The sequence below is a fragment of the Mycobacterium sp. D16R24 genome (assembly GCF_002013385.1).
Classification (GTDB): domain Bacteria; phylum Actinomycetota; class Actinomycetes; order Mycobacteriales; family Mycobacteriaceae; genus Mycobacterium.
The window spans coordinates 90,864-114,363 of sequence record NZ_MAEV01000007.1; the positions used below are offsets into that span (position 1 = coordinate 90,864).

Consider the following 23,500-nt stretch of genomic DNA (forward strand, 5'->3'; position numbering starts at 1 on the left):
GAACAGACGGAGCACGTCACTGCATGGCACATGAGCGGCCTTAATGCGCCGGGCGCGGACGCTGCAGCTGCGTGAACTCCGGCACCCGCGAAAGCGAGGTGACCGCGTCAAACAGCGCTTGCGCAGTGCGGTGCTCCGGCAAGGCCGTCAAGACGGGGCCGAAGAATGTACGGCTCTCGACCTGCAATAGCGGGCTGCCGCCAACATCTCCCAACGCCCGCTGCCCCGCCTCGTGAGAGGAACGGACCAGTGCGTCCAGCGAGATGTCCGACAGCGAATCGCTTGATGTCGACAGGGGCGCGACCGCCCCCAGTACCCGATCGACCAGACCGGCACCGACAGGTACCGACTCGTCGAAATACAGTGCACCGAAGGCGAAATACGCTGTATGCAAACCCTGCTGGCCCAACTCGCGATGAATGCCGGCCATCAGCCTCCCCACCTGCCGCGAGTCATTCATCCGTGCTTGCTGTGCGGGCGCCAGCTCCTTGCCCTCATTCAAGACGGCCAGATTCATCAGCTGCCAGTCGACCGAGATACCGGACTGGCCCGCGACCGCATCCAGCCAACGCGCGGTGTTCCACGAAAACGGGCATACCGGGTCGAGCCAGATCCTCACGTCGAACCTACCGCTGTGTGCGGCACTGCCATCTGTGGACATGCGGCATCTCCCATCACTGTGAAACAAGATCGACAACGCGGACCACGGCGACGGCCCGTTGGTTCGTTCTGGCATCGTTTATACCATACCCCCCACGGTATATTCCCCTCACCGGATCCCAGGACGGGACTTTAGGAATATACCGGAGGGGGTATGGTATTTATTAAATGAGACCCGGCCCCACAATCGGGCTCGCGTGCGACCTGCAGTCATACGGCACAGGTCAACAGGACACAGATCATGATCCAAAACGATTGAGCAACAGCAGAAAGGTGGCCAGAGAGTGCGCACAGCAATAGTTAGCGCGTTGAAGCGGGCGTGGGTCGCGATGGTCGTTGCGTGCGCGGTTGGACTCGGCGCGGTCGCCGTGAACCACCTGCGTGGCGCGTTCGGCTCCGAACCGATCTTTTCGGCCACCGGCAGCAGCGCAGAACCACTCGTGTCCTCCACGATCAAGCAGGTGCGATACGAGATCTACGGTCCCAGCGGCACCACGGGTGCGGTGAATTACCTGGATGAGAACGCTACGCCGCGACAGGTGCCTTTCGTCGGTTTGCCGTGGACGTACACCATCGAAACTACGGTACCGGCTGTCATCGCCAGTGTTGTGGCACAAGGAAATAGCGCCACCATAGGGTGTCGAATCACCGTGAACGGCCACATCGAAGATGAGCAGACGACAGACGGTCACAACGCCCAAACCTCATGTCTGGTGAAAGCCGCATGAACACCGACCACGGAAAACGCCCGGCCTTCATGCGGTTCGTGCGCCGATTCGCGGTGCCGATCCTGCTGGGGTGGCTGCTACTGACGGTGGCAGTGAATGTGCTGGTGCCGCCGATTGAATCGGTGGCACGAGATCATGCGGTGACGATGTCGCCGCATGACGCGCCGGCAATGATCGCGGCTAAACACATCGGCCAGAAATATCACGAATCCGACTCCGACAGCATCGCGATGATCGTGATGGAGGGCGACAACCCGCTCGGCGAATCGGCACACCACTATTACGACACCTTGGTGCATGCGCTGCAGGCCGACACCGAGCATGTGCAGCACGTGCAGAACGTATGGGGCGACCCGCTGACTGCTGCCGGTGCGCAGAGCCGCGACGGCAAAGCCGCGTATGTCCAGCTGAATCTTGCCGGTGACCAAGGCAGCACGCTGGGAAACAAGTCCGTCGACGCGGTCCGCAAGATCGTGGACCGTTCAGCGCCGCCCGCAGGCCTGGCGGTGTATGTCACCGGTCCGGCAGCGTTGACCACAGACATGAACGAGGCCGCTGATAAGAGCATGCTCATCATGATGGGCGTGACGGGCGCGGTCATCATGATCATGCTTCTCATCACGTATCGATCGATCAGCACGATGCTGCTGGTTCTGGTCATGGTCGGCGTCGAGATGGGCACTGCCAGAGGCCTTGTCGCGATTCTCGGAAACTACGATCTACTGGGATTCTCGACATTCGTGGTGGCCATGTTGTCGTCATTGGCGATCGCCGCGGGGACCGATTACGCCATCTTTCTCATTGGCCGCTATCAGGAAGCACGTCAAGCCGGCCAGGACCGAGAAACAGCGTATTACACCATGTTTCGGGGTACATTCCACATAATCCTGGGCTCTGGATTGACCATCGCCGGGGCGACCCTGTGCCTGCACTTGGCACGCCTGTCGTATTTCAAAGCACTCGGTATCCCGTCCGCACTGGGACTGCTTGTGGTCGTGGCGGGTGCGCTCACGGCCGCACCCGCTGTTGTTGTCATAGCCAGCCGCTTTGGGCTGCTTGATCCCAAGCGCGCTGTGAAGGTTCGGCGCTGGCGGCGTATCGGCACCGCCACGGTGCGCTGGCCAGGCGCGGTGTTTGCCGCCTCACTGGCCATAGCGCTCATCGGTATCGCCATCATGCCAACCATGAAGGTGAGCTACAACGACCGGTTCTACATACCGGCCGACCTGCCGTCGAACATAGGATACGCCGCTGCCGAACGCCATTTTAGCGCTGCCACAATGAATCCCGACATCCTGGTGGTCGAAAGCGATCACGACATGCGCAATAGCGGAGACATGCTCATCCTGGACAAGATCGCCAAGGATGTATTCCGCTCACCCGGAATCGCAATGGTGCAAAGCATCACCCGCCCCTTAGGGGGACCGATCGAGCACACCTCCATACCGTTTCAGATCAGCGCTCAGTCGATTCCCATCCAGCAGAACCTTCAATTCATGAGGGACCGTACGGCTGACATGCTCACCATGAGTGAGGATCTCGGCTCCATGATCGGATCCATGCAGCGCATGCAATCCCTGCTGGGCCAGATGAGCAACGCGACCCACCACATGACCGCAGATATGACAGACGCGGAGGCAACGCTGAACGAAATTCGGGACCATCTGGCCGAATTCGACGACGTGATACGGCCCCTGCGCAACTATCTTTATTGGGAGCAGCACTGTTTCGATATCCCTGCATGCTCGGCCATACGTTCGGTGTTCGACGCAATGGACGGCATCGACACGTTCAGTGACAAGATGCGCGCACTGACCGCGGACATCGGAAACGCCAACGCGATCATTCCCCAGATGACCGCGCAGTTCCCACCGATCATCGCCGTGGCCAAGTCCATGCAGGGAACTCTGCTGACCATGCACAGCAGCTTCGCCAACCTGGTGACACAGATGGCTCAGATGACCGACACAGCTAGCGCGATGGGCCAAGCCTTCGACGCATCCCGAAGCGGCGACTACTTCTACTTACCACCAGAAGCGTTTCAAAATCCCGATTTTCAGCGCGGCCTGAAGCTGTTCCTGTCCCCCGACGGCACGGCCGCGCGTTTCATCATCACCCATGACAAGGACCCGGCCACTCCAGCCGGAATCTCCTCAGTCACCTCCGAGTTGGAAGCCGCCCATCAAGCTGTCAAGGGAACCGCCCTGACCGACGCCACGTTCTACCTCACCGGTACCGCGGCGATCTATCGCGACATCCAGTCAGGTTCGCACTACGACCTCCTGATCGTCGGAATAGCCGCCCTGACACTGATCTTCGCCGTGATGATGCTCATCACCCGGGCACTGATCGCCTCGCTGGTCATCGTCGGCACAGTGCTGCTGTCACTCGGCGCCGCATTCGGGCTCTCGGTGTTGGTGTGGCAACACATTTTCGGTCTTGAGCTCAATTGGATCGCACCAGTCTTCGGCCTGATCATCCTGTTGGCCGTCGGATCCGACTACAACCTGCTGCTCGTATCGCGCTTCCAGGAAGAGATTGGCGCAGGACTAAAGACCGGCATCATCCGCTCAATGGGAGAAACCGGCGGAGTCGTGACATCCGCGGGACTCGTATTCGCGTTCACCATGATGTCCATGGCTGCAAGCGATTTGAGCTCGATCGGCCAAGCCGGAAGCACGATCGGTTTGGGCCTACTGTTCGACACACTCATCGTGCGCTCATTGATGACCCCGTCCATCGCTGGGCTGCTCGGCCCATGGTTCTGGTGGCCGTTGAAAGTCCGCAGGCGCCCTATACCCAGGAGGGTATAGTGCTGGTAGCTAGGCCCTTGAAAGGTAGAGACATGATCGACGATCAAGACAGCATCACTGCCATCCTCAGCAGACTGCGCCGAGCACAGGGCCAGCTGAACGGGGTAATCAACATGATCGAAAACGGGCGCGACTGCAAAGACGTCGTGACCCAGCTGGCCGCCGTGTCACGAGCGCTCGACCGCGCCGGATTCAAGATCGTCGCCACCGGTCTGCGGGAATGCATCGCCGCCGATCGCAACGGAGACACCGCACCCATGACCGAGGCTGAGCTCGAAAAACTGTTCCTCGCCCTGGCCTAGTGCGGTACCCCGGCCCGACAGGCCCAAGTTCAGAGCTCGCCCGAGAAGTCCGCGGTAAACCAACGATCAGGACGAACGACGAACAGCACGGTGTTGGCCTCGTCGTATCCGCGCGCGAACTCCCGACCGGCCTCCTCGCCGAGATAGCGGATGGCAATGGCTTCCCGTACCTCTGCCGAGGCCGGCCGCTCCGTTTCGACAACCGTGCCCTCGACAATGACGTACTGATACGGCGGCTCTTCGTGCTGCACCGTCAGCGTGACCGCGCCGGCCTGCTCGATCAGGCGTGCCTTGCGATTGCCCGCACTGGTGTTGATCTGGATGTTCCCGCCGGGCGTGTAGCCGTACCAGATAGGCACGCTGGCCGGCGGGCGTCCCTTGTCGGCCGCAACCGACAGCACGGCAATGTGTTTGGCCGCGAGAAACTCCTGGCGTTCTGCTTCAGTGAACTGACGTGGCATATCGCGTCAAACCCCAGGATCTGTCGGGCTTATTCCCGTACCTAGATTCATCTGGATTTGATCCCCTGAAATAAATTGGTGAGCAGGGCATCGACGAAATCCCTTGTCAGCGGCTGATCAGGTATCAGTAGCCGGTGGTAACAAGCGCCCCACAGCTGGTCCACGACTACCTCCGGATCCACCTTCGCACCAAGCTGGCCACGTTCCTGCGCCCGACGTAGCGTTGTTACCGCGAGGGCACGACGCGGCCCCGAATACCTTTGCAGAAAGGCCGCTTTGAGCTCCGGATCCACTTGGGCCTGACCGATGAGTTCACCGATGATCCCGCCCCCAATCGTGTCACGAATGACGCCCAGGAACGCATGCAGCTGCGTGCGGAGGTCGTGCTCGATGTCCCCGGTGTCCGGGAACCCCAACTCCGGTTCGACCTGGCGGAAGTAGCCGTCGAGCGCGAGAGCCCCCTTGGACGGCCACCACTTGTAGATAGTCATCTTGCTCGCACCGGAGAGGGCAGCGACCTTGTCGATGGTGAATCCGCTCATCCCCTCGGCGAACAGCAGGTCGCCCGCGGCCTGAAGCACTTCGTCGCGCACCTGGTCAGCCGGCCGCCGGCCCCGGCGCGGCCGCTTCACCTCGTCCCCTGCCGCAATCGCCATCGCGTCCAACTCCTTGCCAATTATGTGTACATACCGTACATTACATATATGTACGGTATGTACACATAATCAACAGGAGGGCCTCCCGATGAAGATCACGGACAACACGGTGTTCATTCCCGGAGCCACCAGCGGGATCGGCCTGGAACTCGCCCTGGCCTTGCAGACCAAGGGCAATACCGTGATAGTCGGCGGGCGCCGCACCGAGCTACTCGAGCGCATCCGTGCTGAACACCCAGGCATCTCGACTGTGCAGATCGATATCGCCGATCCGGAGAGCATTCACGCCGCCGCCCACCAGATACTCACCGACCATCCGACCGTGAACGTCCTCATCGCGATGGCAGGGATCATGCGCGTCGAGGACTGGCATCACCCCGAGTCATTCCTTCAGTCGGCCGAGGAGATTGTCACCACGAACGTGCTGGGCCCGATTCGCTTGATCGCCAACTTCATCGAGCACCTACAGGCACAGCCTGAAGCCACCATCATCACGGTCTCGTCCGGGTTGGGGTTCGCACCACTGAAGGTCACACCCAGCTACAACGCCTCTAAGGCCGCCATCCACATGCTCAGTGAGTCGATCCGGCTGCAGCTCGCGGACACCCGGGTGACAGTCAAGGAACTCCAGCCACCCGCGGTTCGCACAGACCTCATGCCGGGGCAGCAAGAGAGCGACTTCGCGATGCCCCTGAAGGACTTCATCGATGAAGTGGTCACCCTGCTGGAGACCCAGCCCGACGCCACCGAAATCCAGGTAGAACGGGTGAAGTTCCTGCGCTACGGCGAAGCGCGCGGTGACTACGACGAAGTCGTCGCGACGCTCAACGCCTCCGATCCTCACGCTCGCCCGTAACGGGTGTCGCACACCTCACCTGGATACCTGGCGGCGCTCTTGCCAAGATTGAGTGGATGACTGACGAGGCGAGTACCGGCGCACCCGGCACCAAGATCGCGCTGGCGCTGGGCGCCGGTGGGGCCCGGGGGTATGCGCATATCGGTGTGATCCAGGAGTTGCGGGAGCGCGGCTTCGAGATCTCCGGCATCTCGGGATCCTCGATGGGTGCGTTAGTGGGCGGCCTGGAGGCAGCCGGGGCACTCGACGGATTCACCTCGTGGGCAACATCGCTGACCCAGCGCGCGGTACTGCGGCTGTTGGACCCGACGTGGACCAGCCCCGGCTTCTTCCGCGCCGAGAAGATTCTGGACGTGGTGCGCGAACTACTCGGCGATGTCGCGATCGAAGACCTGCCGATCCCGTTCACCGCGGTCGCGACCGACTTGATAGCCGGCAAGTCGGTGTGGCTACAGCGCGGATCATTGGCCTCCGCTATCCGCGCATCTATCGCGATCCCCGGGATGATTTCTCCGCATGTACTCGACGGCCGCGTGCTGGCAGACGGCGGTGTCCTCGACCTGATGGCAGTTGCACCGCTGGCCGGGGTGCACGCCGAGCTGCGGGTAGCGGTAAGCCTCAGCGGAGGCGAGGAGTCGCGCACTCCGGCGCCGCCCCTTGACCCCGAGCCTCGTGAGCCGCGCGTGACCACAGAGTGGTTGAACCGGCTGCTGCGCAGCACTTCGGCGCTGTTCGAGACCGACGGCACCGAAGCAGCGGGCCAACCAGATCCCGCCGCCAAGCTGACAAGCTTCGAAGTGATGAACCGGACCATCGAGGTCATGCAGTCGGCCCTTGCCCGCATGCAACTCGCGGCGCACCCACCGGATGTCCTCATCGAGGTACCCCGAAGTGTCAGTCGCAGTCTCGACTTCCATCGTGCCACCGAAGTAATCGAGGTCGGGCGCCGTTGCGCCGCTGAGGCTCTCGACGCATACGCGAACACCAACTAGCCGCCGACATCCCCCTTGGAGGGCAGCATGGCCCGTACCGTCTCGCAACTCATCGTCGATACCGTGAAAGCCGCCGGTGTTCAACGCATTTACGGCCTGCCCGGCGACTCGTTGAATGGCTTTACCGAGGCTCTGCGCCGCGACGGCACCGTGGAGTGGGTCCATGTGCGCCACGAGGAGGCGGCGGCATTCGCCGCGGGGGCGGAGGCGGCGCTGACGGGCACCCTCGCGGTGTGTGCTGCCAGCTGCGGCCCGGGCAATCTGCATCTCATCAACGGTCTCTTTGATGCCCACCGCAGTCGAGTCCCCGTCCTCGCGATCGCCTCGCACATCCCCAGCGCCGAAATCGGCAGCGGCTACTTCCAGGAAACCCATCCGCAGAATCTGTTCGCCGAATGCAGCGTGTACAGCGAGCTGGTGAGCAGCGTCGAACAGCTGCCGTACGTCTTGGACACCGCCATCCGCGCGGCGCTGGACCAGAGAGGGGTGGCCGTCCTGACAATCCCAGGAGACATCCTCAGCGCCAAGACAGATGTGGCGCCGCCCTCCGGGCCGATCGTCGCGGGCATCGGGACCCGCCTGCCAGACCCAGTGTCCCTAGAGCGAGCCGTACGCGTGCTGAACGGATCCAACGCGGTCACCATCCTCGCCGGGGCCGGCTGTGAGGGCGCGCATGCCGAGCTGCTGGAAGCTGCTCGTATTCTCCAGGCACCGATCGTGCACACGTTGCGCGGCAAGGAATTCGTCGAGTACGACAACCCGTTCGACGTCGGTATGACGGGCCTGTTGGGATTTCGTTCCGGGTACGACGCACTCGAGGACACCAAGGTTCTGCTGATGCTCGGGACGGATTTCCCGTATCGACAGTTCTATCCGCCGAAGGCCACCGTCGTTCAGGTCGATATCCGCGGTGAACATATCGGCCGTCGTGTCCGGGTGGATGTCCCACTCGTCGGGTCGGTGAAAGACACTTTGCAACAGCTAAATTCGACACTCCTTCCGCATTCCGATGGCAAGCACCTAGAGCGCGCGAGAGAAAACTACACGCGCACGCGTGCTCAGCTCGACCGGTTGGCCGCGGACGATCGCAATCAGATGCCCGTGCGACCGGAACTTGTCGCACGCAGAATCGACGAGCTGGCAGACGAGGACGCGGTCTTCATCGCCGATGTTGGCACACCCGTCATCTGGGCCGCGCGCTACCTGTCCATGAATGGCCGACGGCGCCTGCTCGGTTCGTTCAACCACGGCAGCATGGCCAACGCCGTTCCCCAGGGAATCGGGGCTCAGGCATCACACCGAGGCCGCCAGATCGTCACCCTCTCCGGTGACGGCGGGCTGGCGATGATGCTGGGAGATCTCATCACGCTCACCCAGTCGCAGCTGCCCATCAAGATGGTGGTGTTCAACAATGGCCCGCTCAGCTTCGTGGAGCTGGAAATGAAGGCCGCCGGGATCGTCAACTACGGGACCGCCCTGGACAACCCGGTCTTTGCCGACGTCGCAAGGGCACTCGGGATTCACGGCGTCCGCGTGGAACGCCCCGATCAGCTCGATGCGGCGCTGTCGGAGGCCTTCAGTCACGACGGCCCGGCCCTCGTCGAGGTAGTCACCGCCCGCCAGGAGCTCTCGATCCCACCGACCATCACCGCCGCACAGGTGGCAGGCTTCTCCTTGTGGGCGACGAGGACGCTGCTGTCGGGGCGCGGCGACGAGCTCATCGACCTGGCCAAGACGAACCTCGGCGCGCGCCTGCGCCGCCGGTAAGTCTCAACCACCGCTGCCCGGCGGTCCTGGCGCTACCATCGCAAACGCCATGACCGCTCCTCCTTTCCCTCCTTCGTTCGTCGGTCGCGACAACCTACGCGACGTGGTCAGACGCGTCGCGACCACGACGGACAACCCGCCCAACGTATTGCTCCTGCTCGGAGAGGCCGGGATTGGGAAGTCAGCACTGCTCAGGGATGCCACCACGGCTGCCGTGAGCGCCGGAGTCCAGGTGCTGTTCGCCGCCGGGAGCCAGCCCGATCTACTGCATGCCTTTACGTCCCTGGCCGAGCTCATCTGCCCTTTGAACGAGCACGTCAACGCGCTGCCCAGGCTGCTGCGGGACACCCTCAACGACATTCTGGGGATCAATAGCACACCCTCACCGCGCGGTCCTGCCGTCATCCGGCATGCGCTCGTTGCGCTACTGAAATCCGTCGCCCGTGACCGCCCGCTCCTCCTCGCGCTCGATGATGTCGACCTTCTCGACCGCGATTCACGTGAAGTGCTGACCTCCTTGTCCCGCAGGCTCATCCACACTCCGGTGTCGGTCATCATGACTGCTCGACACCGCGATGGTCTCCCGGGCCTCGACTCCGTCATCTCCGTCATCGACGTGCCGGCTCTGAGCGATCGTGAGGCGAGTGACCTCCTCGACACACTGGCGCCGACCCCCGAGCGTGGCGTTCGCGGTGAGATCATCCGATGGGCGGACGGAAATCCGCTGGCGCTGATTGAGGGGGCACGCTTCTACGGTCTTTCCGGCGCCACGGTGTTCCGCGGAAACAACATGGCCGGATACCGCGGTGCGCATTCCATCTTCTCCATAGAGCTGGCGGCGCTCGACGCGATCACCCGAAAACTGTTGTTATACAGTGCCTCTGGTTCGCGATACGAAACCGTTGACATCGTCACCGACGTCGCCGGCTACGGTTCCGACGTATCCGTCTGGAACGATGCCGAAAAAGCAGGGCTGGTGAGTATCACCCCGGATAGGTTGATCAAGTTCTGCCATCCGCTGCTTCGGACTCTCGCCTATACCGACTCAACCCTGACCGAACAACGCGATGCTCATCTCGCCTTCGGCCGATCCCGGTTACTCGACAATGCTTGCCGTGCCTGGCATCTGGCTGCAGCAGCGGGCGGGCCAGATGAGGCCATCGCATCCGCACTGGAGCAGTCTGCGCAGCTGGCCCAGGAGCGTGGAGGCTACCTGGAGGTCACACGTGCGCTGCAGCGTGCCGCAGAGTTGAGTCCACTAGCTGACGACGGTGCGCGCCGGTACGCCCGGGCAGCGGCCGCCGCGAACTTCGGCGGCGATACCGCTTGGGCACTAGTCCTCTGCGACAAGGCGTCTCAGTTAACCAATCAACCCGATATCCTCGGTTACGCCTCCCTCACCCGCGGTTCCATCCGGCTGCAGTCAGCACAGGCGACCGAGGCCTTCGAATTGGTTCGCCGCTGCATGGAGGGAGCAACACCTCCGGAGGGTCGACTGGCCCTCACGCTGGCTCATCTAGGCGCCTCGGCCTCGTACTACTCCGGGGATATCGCGCACCGCGAAGCGCTCCAGAAGTGGCTTCCCCGCCTGCCCTTCGACGACACCGAGCAGGAGGAGACGGAAGCCGAATTCTTCACGTTCCCGGAGGGTGCTACCACCCTGCAGCGCACCTACATCGGTATGTACGCCGACACCGCCTCTGCCGGACACCTCAGGCCGACATACTTCGACCGATGCTGGCTCACGCCGCAGGCGCCGATCCTGGAGCCCTTTCGGCATCTCGTCGTGGGCCTGATGGCTGCCGCCACCGACGACTCCGACCTCGCCGTTCGCCATCTCTCAGAGGCGGTGGAATCACTCAAAGGCAGTGGAGGCATGCGCGGCTTCACCTATGCGCTAGCCCCCCTCGCCTGGGCACTCCTGGACACAGGCCGCTGGAGTCAACTCGACGAACTCCTTGCCTCTACCGCGGACCTGTATGAGCTCCACGATCTTGCACTGCTGCGCAGCGAGACAGCTGTGTGTCGTGCGCAGCTACTCGCGTATCGAGGTGACGTCACTGCAGCGACAGCGACGTTGCGAGATATCGACATGTCCTCGTTGGGCACGAAGTCAGGAGCGACTCGCGCGGCGCTGGCGCGCGTACGGGGGTGGACGGCGACCCTCCACAACGACTTCGACGGCGCGTATCAGCATTTGCGCGCACAGTTTCATTCCGACGGGACGCCCATGCACTTCGTCGTATCGCACCGCGGGGTGGCCGAATTGGCCTGGGCGGCGGCGCGCAGCGGCCGTACCGAGGAAGTTCGGCCGTTGATCGACGCCATCGGAGCGCAACTAGGCTCCGAGTCACCCACGCGGATCCGGCTCCTACATCATCAGGCTATGGCGCTGGTGTCCTCGACCGCAAATGCGGAGAACTACTTTCGGCTCGCGGTAGACGATTCCACCGGAGATCAGTGGCCGATCGAAGGCGCTCGCGCCCGGCTGCACTACGGAGAGTGGCTGCGCCGGGCGCGCCGTCCCGCTGAGGCACGTCCACTCCTAACGACAGCTCTGACCGTTTTCGAGCGCCATGGCGCCGAGGCACTGGCGGCACTCGCCCGTGCTGAACTGCGCGCCGCGGGCGTCGTCTCGAAATCTGCCCGGACCACGGCGGGCTTCGGATCGCTGACCGCGCAAGAGCAGCAGATTGTCAGGCTCGCTGCGTCCGGCATGACCAACCGCCAGATCGGCGATCAGCTCAATCTCTCGCCTCGTACCATCGCTTCTCACCTGTATCACGTTTACCCCAAGCTTGGGATCAGCCGACGGCACGAGCTGCGCGACCTGATCACGTAGCTGGACCCGCGTGCCGCGCCAGTCATGTGACTGATGCGCGTATGTCGCTGGTGACGCATAGTTCACTCATGACTACCCTGCCCACGGCGGCACTGCAGGTGGCAGAGTTGTCGGCACTCCCCGAGGGGGCGCCCTACGCCACCCGAGTGAGCGGCGTCGACATCGTTCTGATCCGTCAGGACGAGGATGTTTCGGCGCTGTACGGGCGCTGCGCACACCGCGGTGCCCTGATGGCCGACGGCCACCTCGAAGGTGACCTCCTGGTCTGCGGGGTCCACGGCTGGCGTTACGAGGTGGACAGCGGTATCTCACCGGTCAATCCTTCGGTCGCACTGACGAAATTTCCCGCCTGGGTCTCCAACGGCACTGTGTACGTCGATGAATCGGCTGTGTCGGCATTCGCGAAGGTACATCCGGTGTCGTACGAGGACGACGGCTATCAGGGCGCGTGGATCAAACCCTCTGATACCGCGGAGGAACCCTTCGTCACCCAGATCCACGAGCTCGCCGCGCACGGGCTCGACAGGGTCGGGCATCACGGGGCGATGGCGGCGATGGGGGTACCGCGAGACAAGCTGCCCTCGTGGGATTCGATTCAGCTGGTGACCGGCCAGCTGGCTCGTCTGCCCCTGCTGGACGACGAACTCGTCGACACCCGAACTGTGATCGGTCCGGGCGCACGGCGCCCACTGACCCTCGACATCCCCCTGTTTGTCAGTGATATGAGCTTCGGGGCTCTCTCGCAAGAGGCCAAGATCGCGCTGGCCGCAGGCGCCGATCTCGCCGGAACGGGCATCTGCTCGGGTGAAGGAGGCATGCTCCCCGAAGAACAGCAACACAATTCGCGATACTTCTACGAGCTGGCCTCGGCCAGATTCGGATGGAGCTTCGAGCACGTCAAGAAGGTGCAGGCCTTTCATTTCAAGGGCGGCCAGGGTGCCAAGACCGGCACCGGCGGGCATCTGCCCGGTAACAAGGTCGTCGGGAAGATCGCCGAGGTCCGTGGTCTCGCACCGGGCACTCCCGCGATCTCACCGGCTCGCTTCCCCGATTGGACATCCCTGGACCAGTTCCGCGACTTCGCGAACGAGGTGCGTGAGTTATCGGGGGGAATCCCGGTCGGCTACAAGATGAGCGCACAGCACATCGAACACGATATCGACGCGGCGCTCACCATCGGCGTCGACTACATCATTCTCGACGGTCGCGGAGGTGGTACCGGCGCTGCACCAATTCTCTTCCGCGACAACATCTCGGTACCGACCATTCCGGCTCTGGCCCGCGCGCGTAGACATCTCGATCGCTCCGGTGCGCGGGAGGTGACATTGGCGGTGACCGGCGGCATCCGCACCCCGGCCGACATGGTCAAGGCGCTGGCGCTGGGCGCCGACGCCATCGGCTTGTCCAACGCCGCACTGCAAGCCATCGGCTGTGTCGGCATGCGCGCCTGCAACACCAACACCTGCCCTGTCGGCATCGCCACCCAGAATCCAGCGCTGCGTGATCGTCTGCCCATCGACCTTGCCGCCGTGCGATTGCGGCGATTCCTGCAGTCCACCGTCGAGCTGATGACGATACTGGCCAGGGCGTGCGATCATCGCCGTCTCGCCGACCTGGAGCTCGACGATCTCGTCACATTCGACCGCGACTTCGCATACCTCAGCGCAGTCCCCTACGCAGGAGCGATACCACTGTGAGCAAACAGGAACTGTTCTGGCACAAGGCGGCTGATCAGGATGCGTTGGTTGAGGGCGAGGTGACGGTCTGCCCGGTGGGCCTGAAGTCCGTGGCCTTGACCAAACTGCACGGCCGTTTCGGTGCCATCGACAACCGCTGCCCCCACCAGGGCGGTCCGCTGGGCCAGGGCACCTTGGAGAACGACAAGATTCGTTGTCCCTGGCATGGATTCGACTTCGACCCGTTCACCGGCGAGGCAGCCGGTGGACCGGACTTCGATGTGCTGGCCTATCCCGTGGACGTGCGCGAGGACGGCGTGTACGTGGGCACTCCGCCGCCGGCTCCTCATGTCCGCACGGTCAGCGACGTGCTGATTGAGACCATGACCAACTGGGGTGTGGACACGGTCTTCGGCATGGTCGGACACTCGAATCTCGGTGTCGCCGAGGCGATGCACCGGGCCGAAGGCGACGGCAAATTGCGGTACTTCGGCATCAGGCACGAGGGCGCGGCAGCCTTCGCCGCCTCGGCTTACGGGAAGCTGACCGGACGCCCCGCCGCGTGTTTCGGTATCGCCGGCCCAGGTTCGACGAATCTGTTGACGGGGCTGTACGACGCGAAGGCCGATCGCGCACCAGTGCTCGCCATCTCGGGCAACGTGGATTCATCGGTGGCCGGTAAGGGCGCCTTCCAGGACATCGATCTGCTGGCGGCCTTCGCCGACGTATCCGTATATTCGGCAATGGTGCGGGCGGGCTCCGACCACGCCGAGCTGATGACCATGGCGCTCAAGCACGCCATCTTGGAGCGCGGTGTCGGCCATCTCGTGCTCCCCGACGAGGTTCAGGTGCTCCCCGCGCCCGACAAACCGGCTGCCGGGCCGCAGGGCCGCATGCCGGATCTGCGGGTGGGCCCACCGACGGCGGCGCTCGACGCGGCGCTGCGCCTCATCGAATCGGCCACGCGCCCAGTGATCGTGGTTGGCGCCGGTGCGAAATTCGATATGGCAGCCATCACCGCGCTGGCCGAGCGGCTGAGCGCCCCGATCCTCACCACCTTCAAGGCCAAGGGGCAGGTCTCCGACCGTCATCCGCTCGCCGGCGGGGTGCTCGGCCGCTCGGGTACGCCGGTTGCGTCCTGGATGATGAACAAGACCGATCTGCTCTTGGTATTCGGCGCATCGTTCTCGAATCACACTGGTATCTCGCCCTACAAGCCGACCATTCAGGTCGACACCGACCCACTGGCGCTCGGCCGCTTTCGGCCGGTCACGGCACCCGTGCTCGGTGACGTTGGTGTGACGGCCGCGGCCCTGTCCGATGGGCTCCGGACAAACCCGTCGCTAGTCGACCAACGCCCCGAGCTGGCGCAACGCTGGTCGGTATGGCGCACGGAAAAGGTTCGCCGGGCCGCCGCCCCCGCCCATGGACGGGTACCTGCTGCCGCCGTCTTCCATGCGCTCAACGGTTTGGTGCCCGAAAATGCGGTACTGACAGTCGATGTGGGCAATCACGCGTACTCGTTCGGCCGCTACTTCGAGCCCACCGCACAGGCGGTGCTCATGTCGGGATACCTCGGCTCTATCGGCTTCGGTTTTCCCGCCGCCATGGGCGCCTGGGCAGCGGCCCCGGATCGGCCCATCGTCGCGGTGACCGGTGACGGCGGCTTCGGCCAATACCTCGCCGACTTCACCACTGCCGTGAAGTACGACATGAACATCACCCATATCCTGCTCAACAACGGCGAGCTGGCCAAGATCAGCGAGGAACAACGCAGCTCCGAATACGCCGTGTGGCAAACCTCGCTGCACAATCCGTCTTTCGCGGAGTTCGCTCGCGACTGTGGAGCGTATGGCAGGCGCGTTAGCGATGCGGCCGAGCTGAATTCGGCGATCACCGAGGCGCTCGGCCATCCTGGGCCTGCCCTGGTTGAGATCCTGACGGACCCACGGTCGCACTAGAGGCCCTCCTGGGTTATCCACAATCCTTGTTTTATCCACAACAACGGTCCAGTGCACAGTGCGGCACAGCGGATTCCACTAGACTCAAACACGTGTTCGATTCATTGCCCGACGCAGATCTGATCGATGTGATCACGTCGGCACAGCGCGCCGAGGCGCAGGCGTGCGCCCGGCGACTGGGCGCGATCGGCGTGCTTGTCGACCGGCACGCTGACCTCGACAAGCCAGACGAGCGTGATCGTCACCCATTAGATCGTTGGGACAGGGTTGCCGCCGAAATTGCGGCGGCTCAGGGCATTACCCAGGCCTTGGCGTCCAGCCAGATGCGTTACGCCCAGGTTCTGCGGCACCGTCTCCGAGCAGTCGCTGAACGCTTCGCCGCCGGCGACCTTGACTTTCGGACTGTCGCGCTCATCGTCAACCGCACCGAACTCGTCGAGAACGACGCGGTGGTGACGCAGGTGGACACGGCCATCGTCGAGGCCCTGCCGCGCTGGGCACGCTGGTCCCACAAGCGCATCACCGCTGCACTCGATGCGTTGGTGCTTCGCTTCGATCAGGACGCCGTGCGGCGCAACAGATCCGCGAGCGAGGGCCGCCATATAGAAATCCGCCCGCTAGGTAACGGCGAGCCGGTCGCCGAAATCTGGGGCACCCTGCAGGCCACGCACGCCGTGGCCCTGGACAAGCGTCTCGATTTCTTGGCCAACACCGTGTGCCCGGCAGATCCACGCACCAAGGCCCAGCGCCGTGCCGACGCGGTCGGCGCGTTGACACGCGGTCTTGATCAGATGCGTTGCACCTGCGGACGTCCCGACTGCACTGGACGCAATGTCCCCGATATCGCGGTCGTCGTCAACGTGGTCGTCAATCAATCCACCCTCAACGGTCAGGACGATGTACCTGCCCATGTCCCTGGCTTCGGGGTGCTCGTCGCCGAGCAGGCCCGCGCCGCGGCCGCCGGCGCCTGCACTCGCGCGCTCACTGACTCCCACAGCACCGGATACCGTCCCTCCAGCGGGCTTGTGGCGTTCGTGCGATCCCGCGACCAGCTGTGCCGATTCCCAGGCTGCGAGGCAGCAGCCGACCGGACGGATACCGACCACACCGTGCCGTGGGCGGCGGGTGGTCCCACCACCGGCGCCAATCTGAAGGCGTTGTGCCGCAAGCATCATCTGCTGAAGACCTTCGGCGGCTGGACCGAGATCCAAGAACCCGACGGCACCGTGCTGTGGAAGGCGCCGACGGGGCACACCTATGTCACCACTCCCGCCAGCTGGTTCATCTTCCCCACCCTTACCCGCCAGCGCACCCGAAAACAGGAACGCGACCGTCGGCGCCATTCGGAACGAAGCCTCAACCTCCAACAACGATTACGACGCGAAGCGGCCCTGGCCGCACTCGCCGCCCACGACCCGCCACCCTTCTAGGCGCCGTGGGCTACTCCGGCCAGCTGTTCGCCCGGATCAACTCCACCAGATCGTCCCGCACGAATGACGGGTCGAAACACGCGAGCACGTCGGCGTTCATGTTGCCGAACGTGCTGCGCGGCCGGTGCCGATTGCCCTCGAAGAAGGCGTTCAGAATCCTGTTCTTGAAATCGGGCCGCGGGTGCACCGCCGTCACGGCGTCCAAATCTTTGGCAGACAACGCATCCCGCTCAATGCCAACCACATCGGTTTCCACCCCAGCGGTTACCAAAGCCACCTCCGGGCTGAGGAACTCAGTGACCCCGGGCGTGGTGTGCAGCGCGATCGCGAGCCACACATTCTGGGCGTCCTCCGCGCTTACTCCGCGTTCGGTCAGAAAGTCGCGGGCGGCATTGGCACCGTCGACCTCGAATCGCAGCTGTGAGTCCCGGAAACCCTCGGTGAGGCCGATGTCATGGAACATCGCACCGGCGTACAGCAGCTCCAGATCGGGTTTCACGCCGAGACGCTGACCCTGCAACGCACCGAACAGATAGACCCGGCGAGAGTGGTGAAATAACAGGTCGTCCTCGGTGTCGCGGATGTACTCCGTGATCTCGCGCGCCAGTGGCGTGTCGGGGATCTCGACTCCGGCAATCTCGGTCATGGCATGTCCTTTGTCTGGTGGAACTCGGTCAGCTACGAGTCTCTGGCCACATAGCTCGCCGGCGAGAGGTGCAGAGCAGTCGTCGATCCCACAGATCCGGACACGTGGGCGGGTGCGCATCTGCGATCCTGAGGTCATGTCCGACGCACGGCTCATCACTATCGTCGTGTTCGACGGTATGAAGCTGCTCGATCTGGCCGGGCCCGCCGAGGTGTTCGCCGAGGCCAACCGATTCGGTGCAAACTACCGGTTGATGGTGGCTTCGGTGGACGGCAAGGACGTGGCGACATCCATCGGCTCGCCATTTTCGGTGACCGGGACGATCGACTCCATCGAGTCCACGGATACCGTGCTCGTGGCGGGCGGCGACGTGTTGATCGGGCGCCCGCTGGACCCAGCACTTGTGGACGCGCTGGCCCGCATACCCGCACGCTGCCGGCGCATCGCATCCATCTGTACAGGTGCCTTCCTGCTGGCCCAGGCGGGCGTGCTCGACCATCGTCGCGCCACCACACATTGGCGCCACACTGGCCTGCTGCAACGCGCATTCCCGAACATCACCGTCGAGCCCGATGCGATCTTCGTCAGGGACGCAAACGTTTTCACCTCGGCCGGGGTGTCTGCGGGGATCGACTTGGCGCTGGCGCTCGTCGAGGATGACTACGGAGCCGACATTGTGCGCGAGGTGGCCCGGTCGCTGGTCGTCTATCTCAAGCGCGCGGGCGGACAGTCTCAGTTCTCGGTCTTCGTGGAGTCGGCGCCACCCGCGGGCTCGGCGCTGCGTCCGGCAACCGATGCGATCGCCGCCGACCCCGCCGACGATCACAGTGTCCAGAAGCTGGCCGCACGAGCGGCGCTGAGCACCCGCCAGCTCACACGGCTCTTTCATACCGAATTGGGCACTACGCCAGCCAGATACGTGGAACTCGTCCGAATCGATGCGGCCCGTGGCGCCCTCGATGCGGGAAACACCGTTGCGCAGGCGGCTCGAATCGCGGGCTTCGGGAGCGCCGAGACGCTGCGGCGGGTGTTCGTCAGTGAGTTGGGAGTCTCACCGAAGTCCTACCGGGACCGCTTCCATACCGCGGCGCGCTAGTGGCCGCGCGCCACCCAATCGTCGTAGTGCACGATCTCATCGCCCATGGTGGTCGTATCGCCGTGACCGGTGTAAACCACTGTGTCCGCGGGAAGCGGGCCGAGTCGTCCCGAAATGGACTGCAGAATTGTCGGGAAATCGGAGAACGACCGCCCGGTGGCACCCGGTCCGCCCTGGAACAAGGTGTCTCCCGAGAACACCGCTCGCAGTTCAGGCGCGTACCAGCACACCGAGCCCGGGGAATGGCCCGGTGTGTGCAGAGCGTGCAGTTCCAGGCCGGCGACCGGCACTACCATATCGTCTTCGATGTCACGGAACTCTTTGTCCGGGTGCGTCATTCGCCATAACATGTCATCGGCCGGATGCAGCAGCACCGGGGCGTCAAGGGCGTGGCTCAGCTCCGGGGCGACGGTGATGTGGTCGTTGTGGCCGTGGGTGCACACCACCGCGACAACGTTGCGTCCGGCGACCGCGTCGATGATCCGTTCCGCCGAATGAGCGGCGTCGAAGACCACCACATCATCGCCGTCACCGACGATCCAGATGTTGTTGTCGACTTCCCAGCTTCCGCCGTCGAGCTCGAAGGTTCCGCGAGTGACGACCCGTTCAATTCCGCTCATCCATCGACCTTTCGCATCATCTCAGTATCGCGGATCACCCCAGCACCGTTCGATCGCGCGCCACGGATCGGCGAATTGTCCGCCCATCCCGCGGTACGGCGACTGGGTTTTGAGTACGGCACGCACGATGGGCGCTGCCAGCCGTATCGGCCCACGCCTCCACCCCACCGCGGCACTGGTCTCGGCGTGCATCGCAGGTAGTGAGTGTCGCTGGAAGCCCAGAACCTGCTGGGAACGCTCCGTGTCCATCCAATCGGTGACGAACCAGCTGCGATCCTCGTCGGGATCGCCCAGACGTCCGGCCGGAATGCCGCCGGCGAGCCCCATGGCGGCGGCCGTTTCCGACGCCACGGCCGACTGGGTGGTGCGATGAGAACTGTCGCCACCGATCAGGAAGACCTCGCGCACGTGGCTCGTCGATATCGCGGCACAAAAGGCGTGCGCGATGTCGCGCACATCGACGGTCTGGATCCGGCCGTCCGTGGGAAGCACCGCCTCGAATCGCAGCAGATTGGGGTCGATACTCCAGCGAGGAGCCGCCGTCAGTACCCCGCCAAGACGGAGAACCACCCAGTCCAGGCCCGAAGACCGCACCAGATTCTCCGCCGCGACCTTATGGGCGCCGTAGAGGTCACTGGGGTTGACCGGTGTGTCCGCTGTGAGTAATCCCTTGTCACGATGGGGATTCCGGGCCCCATACACGGCAACGCTGGAGGCCAGGACGAACCGCGGCGGTGACGCCAGGTTCGCGGCCGCCGACAGCAGGAAACTCGTCGCGTCGACGTTGACCGCCTGTGCCACCCTCCGATTCGTGTAGCAGAACGGTGGGATCAGCGCCGCCAGGTGCACAATCGCGCCGGGCGCTGTGGACTCGACCAGCGAGGCGACCTCGGCGGCGGACGTGAGGTCCGCCCACCGCACCTCGACCCCGGCCGGAACACGCTGGGCACTCTGAAGGTTCGCCGGGGTGTGCAGGTCCGTCGCGACGACCGCACAACCCCGCGCCGCGAGGGCATCCACCACAGCGGCCCCCACCAGGCCGAACGCTCCGGTCACCAGAACACGATCGCTTGTCACATCACCCTCCACATAGACAAGTGTCCAGGTACTGAACTGCCTGTAGCCGGGGCCGTGTACCGATCGGACTTCATCCACTATTACCGAAAACCAGACACCTGTCCAGAATGGTTAGGTGGCGGCCTCGTGCTCCGGCAGATCGCTAGTGTTGCGCTATGACAACGGCGTTTGTGTTGTCCGGTGGCGCCAGCCTCGGGTCGATCCAAGTCGGCATGCTGCTGGCCTTGACCGAGGCGGGCATCGTCCCCGACCTGATCGTCGGAACGTCGGTAGGTGCGCTGAACGGCGGTTGGCTGGCCGCACGATCCGACATGGACGGCATGAACGCGCTCGCTGACCTCTGGCGGTCGCTCTCCCGTAGCGACGTCTTCCCCACCAATCTGTACACCGGGTTCCTCGGCTTCGTCGGTCGTCGGCGCAGCCTGGTTTCTGATTCGGGTCTGCGTCGTCTCTTGAAGGAACACTTGGAGTTTCGCAAGCTTGAAGACGCTCCCATTCCGCTGCACGTCGTGGCGACCGACGTGCTCACCGGCAAGGACGTTCTGCTGTCTAGCGGCGATCCGATCGATGCGATCGCTGCCAGCGCCGCGGTGCCAGCCGTGCTGCCACCGGTAACCATCGATGGACGGGTCTTCATCGATGGTGGCGTGGTGAACAACACCCCACTCTCCCATGCCGTTTCGTTGGGTGCTGACGAGATCTGGGTGCTGCCCACCGGATACGCCTGCGCTCTTCGCGAAGCTCCGAAAGGGGCGCTGGCCATGGCGCTGCACGCCACCACACTGGCCATCAACCAACGCCTGGCCGTAGACGTCGCCCGCTTCGAGCGGACCGTCGCGCTGCGGGTGGTGCCGCCACTCTGTCCGGTCCGTATCTCACCGATCGACTTCTCGCATTCGGGTGAACTCATCGCCCGCGCACGTCAACAGACCCTCAGATGGCTGCTCATGCCGCCGTTCAAGATCAATCAGGCGGATCTGCTGGAACATCACCACGACTAAGCGGACCAAGCTGTAATACTTGCCGCGTGGTGCTCGACGACACCCCCGAGAAGGGCAGCCCGGCTGCCTCCCGTACTGGACGCGAGCGGATTCAGAAGCTGGCCCGCGCCGCGCTCAACGCGGATGTCACCGTCGAGCAACTCGACACCGTGCTGACCGACATGTCCGCTGTTCTCATCGACATGAACGACACGCTTGGCGTCATCGGCGAGCTCACGCCCCGCATGATGATCGTCGTCGAGCGAATGGAGAACGTCATGACGCGCATCGAGCGGATCGTCGGGCTCGCCGAGTCGGTACTCACACCGGTCACCGTCACCGAGTCAGCGGTACGCAGCGTCCTGGTGTCTTTCCAGAACGAGATCAAGCGACGGTTGGCTCGCCCCGGGAGCTGACTAGAGTGACTCCATGGAGCTCTACGACGTCATGCGCACCACGTTCGCGGCACGTGAGTTCACCGGGGAACCGCTGCCTGACAACGTGTTAGACCGCATTCTCGATAACGCCCGATTCGCGCCCAGCGGAGGCAATCGGCAGGCCGGTCACATCATCGTGATCAGGGAACCCTCTACGCGTGCGGGTCTGATCGAGGCGACGGCGCCGGGTGCGCGCCGCTACTTCGCACAAATCGCGGCCGGTGAGTCACCGTGGAATCCGGTCGGCCCCACCCACGTTGCCCCGGAAACCATCGCCGCGACCACGGTTCCCGAGTCTGTTTTCGCACCACTGCGCACCGCGTCGGTGGTGCTGGTCGTGTGCGTGGACCTGAGACTGGTCGCGGCAACGGATCAGGGGCTGGATCGCATCGGCGTCATCAGCGGAGCGTCGATCTATCCGCTGGTGTGGAACATCCTGCTGGCTGCCCGAGCGGAGGGCTTCGGTGGCACCCTGACCACCATGGCCGTGGCGCAGGAGCCGAAAGTACGTGAGCTGCTGGGCATTCCCAATACATATGCGGTGGCCGCCGTCCTACCCATCGGCAAGCCCGCAAAGCAGTTGAGGAAGCTACGACGCAATACCGTCGACGAGTTCGTCACTCGCGAACGCTTCGACGGGGACCCCTACCTCCCCGGAACCGACTGAGGTTTGCGCCCCGGGGGGAACCCGTGGGCGTCACTCACGACGACGTTTGATCGAATGGACGTGCCAGTCTGCGATCTGAAACGAGCCGCCCGTGAACGCACAGGACGAACCGGACACCACACCGGACGAACCGGATACCGCCATACCCGAGGAGCCCGGAGACGACGCTCGCCAGGAGACTGCTCCGGCGCTGATCACTGCGACCGGGCTGGGGGTGGACGGCGAACACGGACCGCTTTTCTCCGGCATCGACCTGGAACTCACCTCGGGGTTTCACGCCATCCAGATGCCCGGCGGACCCGGGCAGCACACGCTGCTGCTGGCGCTGGCCGGACGGCTCAAGCCCAGCCACGGCACCGTCACCGTGATGGGCGACAGCGATCCGCGTGCGATCCGCCGGCACTGCGCCATCGCCGCCTTCGCTGATATCGACGAGCTGGAAGAGACTGTGACGGTCCAGACCGTTCTCGCCGAGCAGGTCCGCTGGCTGGCACCGTGGTTCTCGCGGGTCCCCGTCGATACCGGCCGCGACACATTGGCCGAGGTGTTCGGTGAACTCCCGCCGCCATCCGCGAGCACGTTCATCGTCGAACTGTCCGATCTCGACCTGTTCCTCTTACGCATCACGCTGGCGCTGCTCTCGGACCGGCCCATTCTGGTTGTCGGTGACCTGGAGCAGGTCCGTGACAACTCGCGCCGCGCCACGGCCGTCGAGCGGCTCGGTTTGATCGCCGAGAACCGCACCGTCGTTGTCGGGGTGACCAACCCCCTGGGCAACGATGCACCCGTCCACGACTTGCACGATCACCGCATCCTCACCGGGAGGGACTAAC

21 protein-coding genes are annotated in these 23,500 nt (G+C 63.8%); 15 read left to right on the top strand and 6 right to left on the bottom strand.

Translation table 11 applies throughout. From position 1 onward, the window contains the following. Positions 1 to 40: 40 nt before the first annotated feature. Complete coding sequence (locus B4383_RS05665; protein ID WP_078289931.1) at positions 41 to 661, bottom strand: hypothetical protein; 621 nt, start codon at positions 659 to 661, stop codon at positions 41 to 43. Between the two features lie 328 nt (positions 662 to 989). Between B4383_RS05665 and B4383_RS05670 the strand changes: the two genes are divergently transcribed. From B4383_RS05670 to B4383_RS05680, 3 genes are read left to right on the top strand one after another with little or no spacing between them, the layout of a single operon-like run. Beyond that, entirely contained in the window at positions 990 to 1,388 is a 399-nt protein-coding gene (locus tag B4383_RS05670) for an MmpS family transport accessory protein (protein ID WP_286144049.1), read from the top strand. 29 nt (positions 1,389 to 1,417) lie between these two features. Beyond that, positions 1,418 to 4,201 (top strand): RND family transporter, encoded by a 2,784-nt coding sequence (locus B4383_RS05675; RefSeq protein ID WP_176126487.1) that lies wholly within the window; start codon positions 1,418 to 1,420, stop codon positions 4,199 to 4,201. Between the two features lie 32 nt (positions 4,202 to 4,233). Continuing rightward, positions 4,234 to 4,503: a metal-sensitive transcriptional regulator gene (locus tag B4383_RS05680; RefSeq protein WP_078289925.1), complete on the top strand. Its 270-nt coding sequence runs from the start codon at positions 4,234 to 4,236 to the stop codon at positions 4,501 to 4,503. Positions 4,504 to 4,532: 29 nt separating this feature from the next. Here the strand turns inward: B4383_RS05680 and B4383_RS05685 are convergent, their stop codons facing one another. Further along, positions 4,533 to 4,964 carry a pyridoxamine 5'-phosphate oxidase family protein gene (locus B4383_RS05685; protein ID WP_078289922.1) on the bottom strand — a complete coding sequence of 144 codons (432 nt, stop codon included), beginning with the start codon at positions 4,962 to 4,964 and terminating at the stop codon, positions 4,533 to 4,535. Between the two features lie 47 nt (positions 4,965 to 5,011). Next, a complete protein-coding gene (locus B4383_RS05690) occupies positions 5,012 to 5,620 on the bottom strand; it encodes a TetR/AcrR family transcriptional regulator (RefSeq protein ID WP_078289920.1) in 609 nt (202 codons plus the stop codon). Positions 5,621 to 5,708: 88 nt separating this feature from the next. Between B4383_RS05690 and B4383_RS05695 the strand changes: the two genes are divergently transcribed. The 7 genes from B4383_RS05695 (at position 5,709) to B4383_RS05725 (ending at position 17,144) form a co-directional block, all read left to right on the top strand. Next, positions 5,709 to 6,476: an SDR family NAD(P)-dependent oxidoreductase gene (locus B4383_RS05695; RefSeq protein ID WP_078289918.1), complete on the top strand. Its 768-nt coding sequence runs from the start codon at positions 5,709 to 5,711 to the stop codon at positions 6,474 to 6,476. Positions 6,477 to 6,532: 56 nt separating this feature from the next. Further along, positions 6,533 to 7,468: a patatin-like phospholipase family protein gene (locus tag B4383_RS05700; RefSeq protein WP_078289916.1), complete on the top strand. Its 936-nt coding sequence runs from the start codon at positions 6,533 to 6,535 to the stop codon at positions 7,466 to 7,468. A 27-nt stretch (positions 7,469 to 7,495) separates the two neighbouring features. Further along, positions 7,496 to 9,235 (top strand): ubiquinone-dependent pyruvate dehydrogenase, encoded by a 1,740-nt coding sequence (gene poxB / locus B4383_RS05705; RefSeq protein WP_078289914.1) that lies wholly within the window; start codon positions 7,496 to 7,498, stop codon positions 9,233 to 9,235. 49 nt (positions 9,236 to 9,284) lie between these two features. Beyond that, entirely contained in the window at positions 9,285 to 12,077 is a 2,793-nt protein-coding gene (locus B4383_RS05710; RefSeq protein ID WP_078289912.1) for an AAA family ATPase, read from the top strand. A gap of 68 nt (positions 12,078 to 12,145) precedes the next feature. Beyond that, positions 12,146 to 13,774, top strand: a complete 1,629-nt coding sequence (locus B4383_RS05715; RefSeq protein WP_078290003.1) for a glutamate synthase-related protein — start codon at positions 12,146 to 12,148, stop codon at positions 13,772 to 13,774. Beyond that, on the top strand, positions 13,771 to 15,714 hold the full coding sequence (locus B4383_RS05720; protein ID WP_078289910.1) for a thiamine pyrophosphate-binding protein: 1,944 nt from the start codon (positions 13,771 to 13,773) through the stop codon (positions 15,712 to 15,714). The genes B4383_RS05715 and B4383_RS05720 overlap by 4 nt, the downstream gene beginning before the upstream one ends. 92 nt (positions 15,715 to 15,806) lie before the next feature. Further along, on the top strand, positions 15,807 to 17,144 hold the full coding sequence (locus B4383_RS05725; protein WP_078289908.1) for an HNH endonuclease signature motif containing protein: 1,338 nt from the start codon (positions 15,807 to 15,809) through the stop codon (positions 17,142 to 17,144). A 10-nt stretch (positions 17,145 to 17,154) separates the two neighbouring features. On the opposite strand, the gene B4383_RS05730 is transcribed toward B4383_RS05725, so the two are convergent. Then, complete coding sequence (locus B4383_RS05730; protein WP_078289905.1) at positions 17,155 to 17,790, bottom strand: HD domain-containing protein; 636 nt, start codon at positions 17,788 to 17,790, stop codon at positions 17,155 to 17,157. A 136-nt stretch (positions 17,791 to 17,926) separates the two neighbouring features. On the opposite strand from B4383_RS05730, the gene B4383_RS05735 reads away from it, so the two are divergent. Further along, on the top strand, positions 17,927 to 18,886 hold the full coding sequence (locus B4383_RS05735; protein ID WP_078290002.1) for a DJ-1/PfpI family protein: 960 nt from the start codon (positions 17,927 to 17,929) through the stop codon (positions 18,884 to 18,886). Here the strand turns inward: B4383_RS05735 and B4383_RS05740 are convergent. Together B4383_RS05740 and B4383_RS05745 are read right to left on the bottom strand one after the other, a co-directional pair. Continuing rightward, positions 18,883 to 19,506 (bottom strand): MBL fold metallo-hydrolase, encoded by a 624-nt coding sequence (locus tag B4383_RS05740; protein WP_078289903.1) that lies wholly within the window; start codon positions 19,504 to 19,506, stop codon positions 18,883 to 18,885. The two genes, B4383_RS05735 and B4383_RS05740, sit on opposite strands and share 4 nt — an antisense overlap. 21 nt (positions 19,507 to 19,527) lie before the next feature. Continuing rightward, positions 19,528 to 20,583 (bottom strand): NAD(P)-dependent oxidoreductase, encoded by a 1,056-nt coding sequence (locus B4383_RS05745; RefSeq protein ID WP_286144043.1) that lies wholly within the window; start codon positions 20,581 to 20,583, stop codon positions 19,528 to 19,530. A gap of 155 nt (positions 20,584 to 20,738) precedes the next feature. Here B4383_RS05745 and B4383_RS05750 point away from each other — a divergent pair, with 155 nt between their 5' ends. The 4 genes from B4383_RS05750 to B4383_RS05765 all read left to right on the top strand — a co-directional run bounded on the left by B4383_RS05750 (position 20,739) and on the right by B4383_RS05765 (position 23,499). Continuing rightward, positions 20,739 to 21,584 carry a patatin-like phospholipase family protein gene (locus tag B4383_RS05750; RefSeq protein ID WP_078289901.1) on the top strand — a complete coding sequence of 282 codons (846 nt, stop codon included), beginning with the start codon at positions 20,739 to 20,741 and terminating at the stop codon, positions 21,582 to 21,584. A 26-nt stretch (positions 21,585 to 21,610) separates the two neighbouring features. Further along, positions 21,611 to 21,979: an ATPase gene (locus B4383_RS05755; RefSeq protein WP_286144044.1), complete on the top strand. Its 369-nt coding sequence runs from the start codon at positions 21,611 to 21,613 to the stop codon at positions 21,977 to 21,979. A gap of 13 nt (positions 21,980 to 21,992) precedes the next feature. Continuing rightward, a complete protein-coding gene (locus B4383_RS05760) occupies positions 21,993 to 22,667 on the top strand; it encodes a nitroreductase family protein (RefSeq protein ID WP_078289898.1) in 675 nt (224 codons plus the stop codon). Positions 22,668 to 22,758: 91 nt separating this feature from the next. Continuing rightward, entirely contained in the window at positions 22,759 to 23,499 is a 741-nt protein-coding gene (locus tag B4383_RS05765; RefSeq protein ID WP_078289896.1) for a hypothetical protein, read from the top strand. Position 23,500 lies beyond the last annotated feature (1 nt).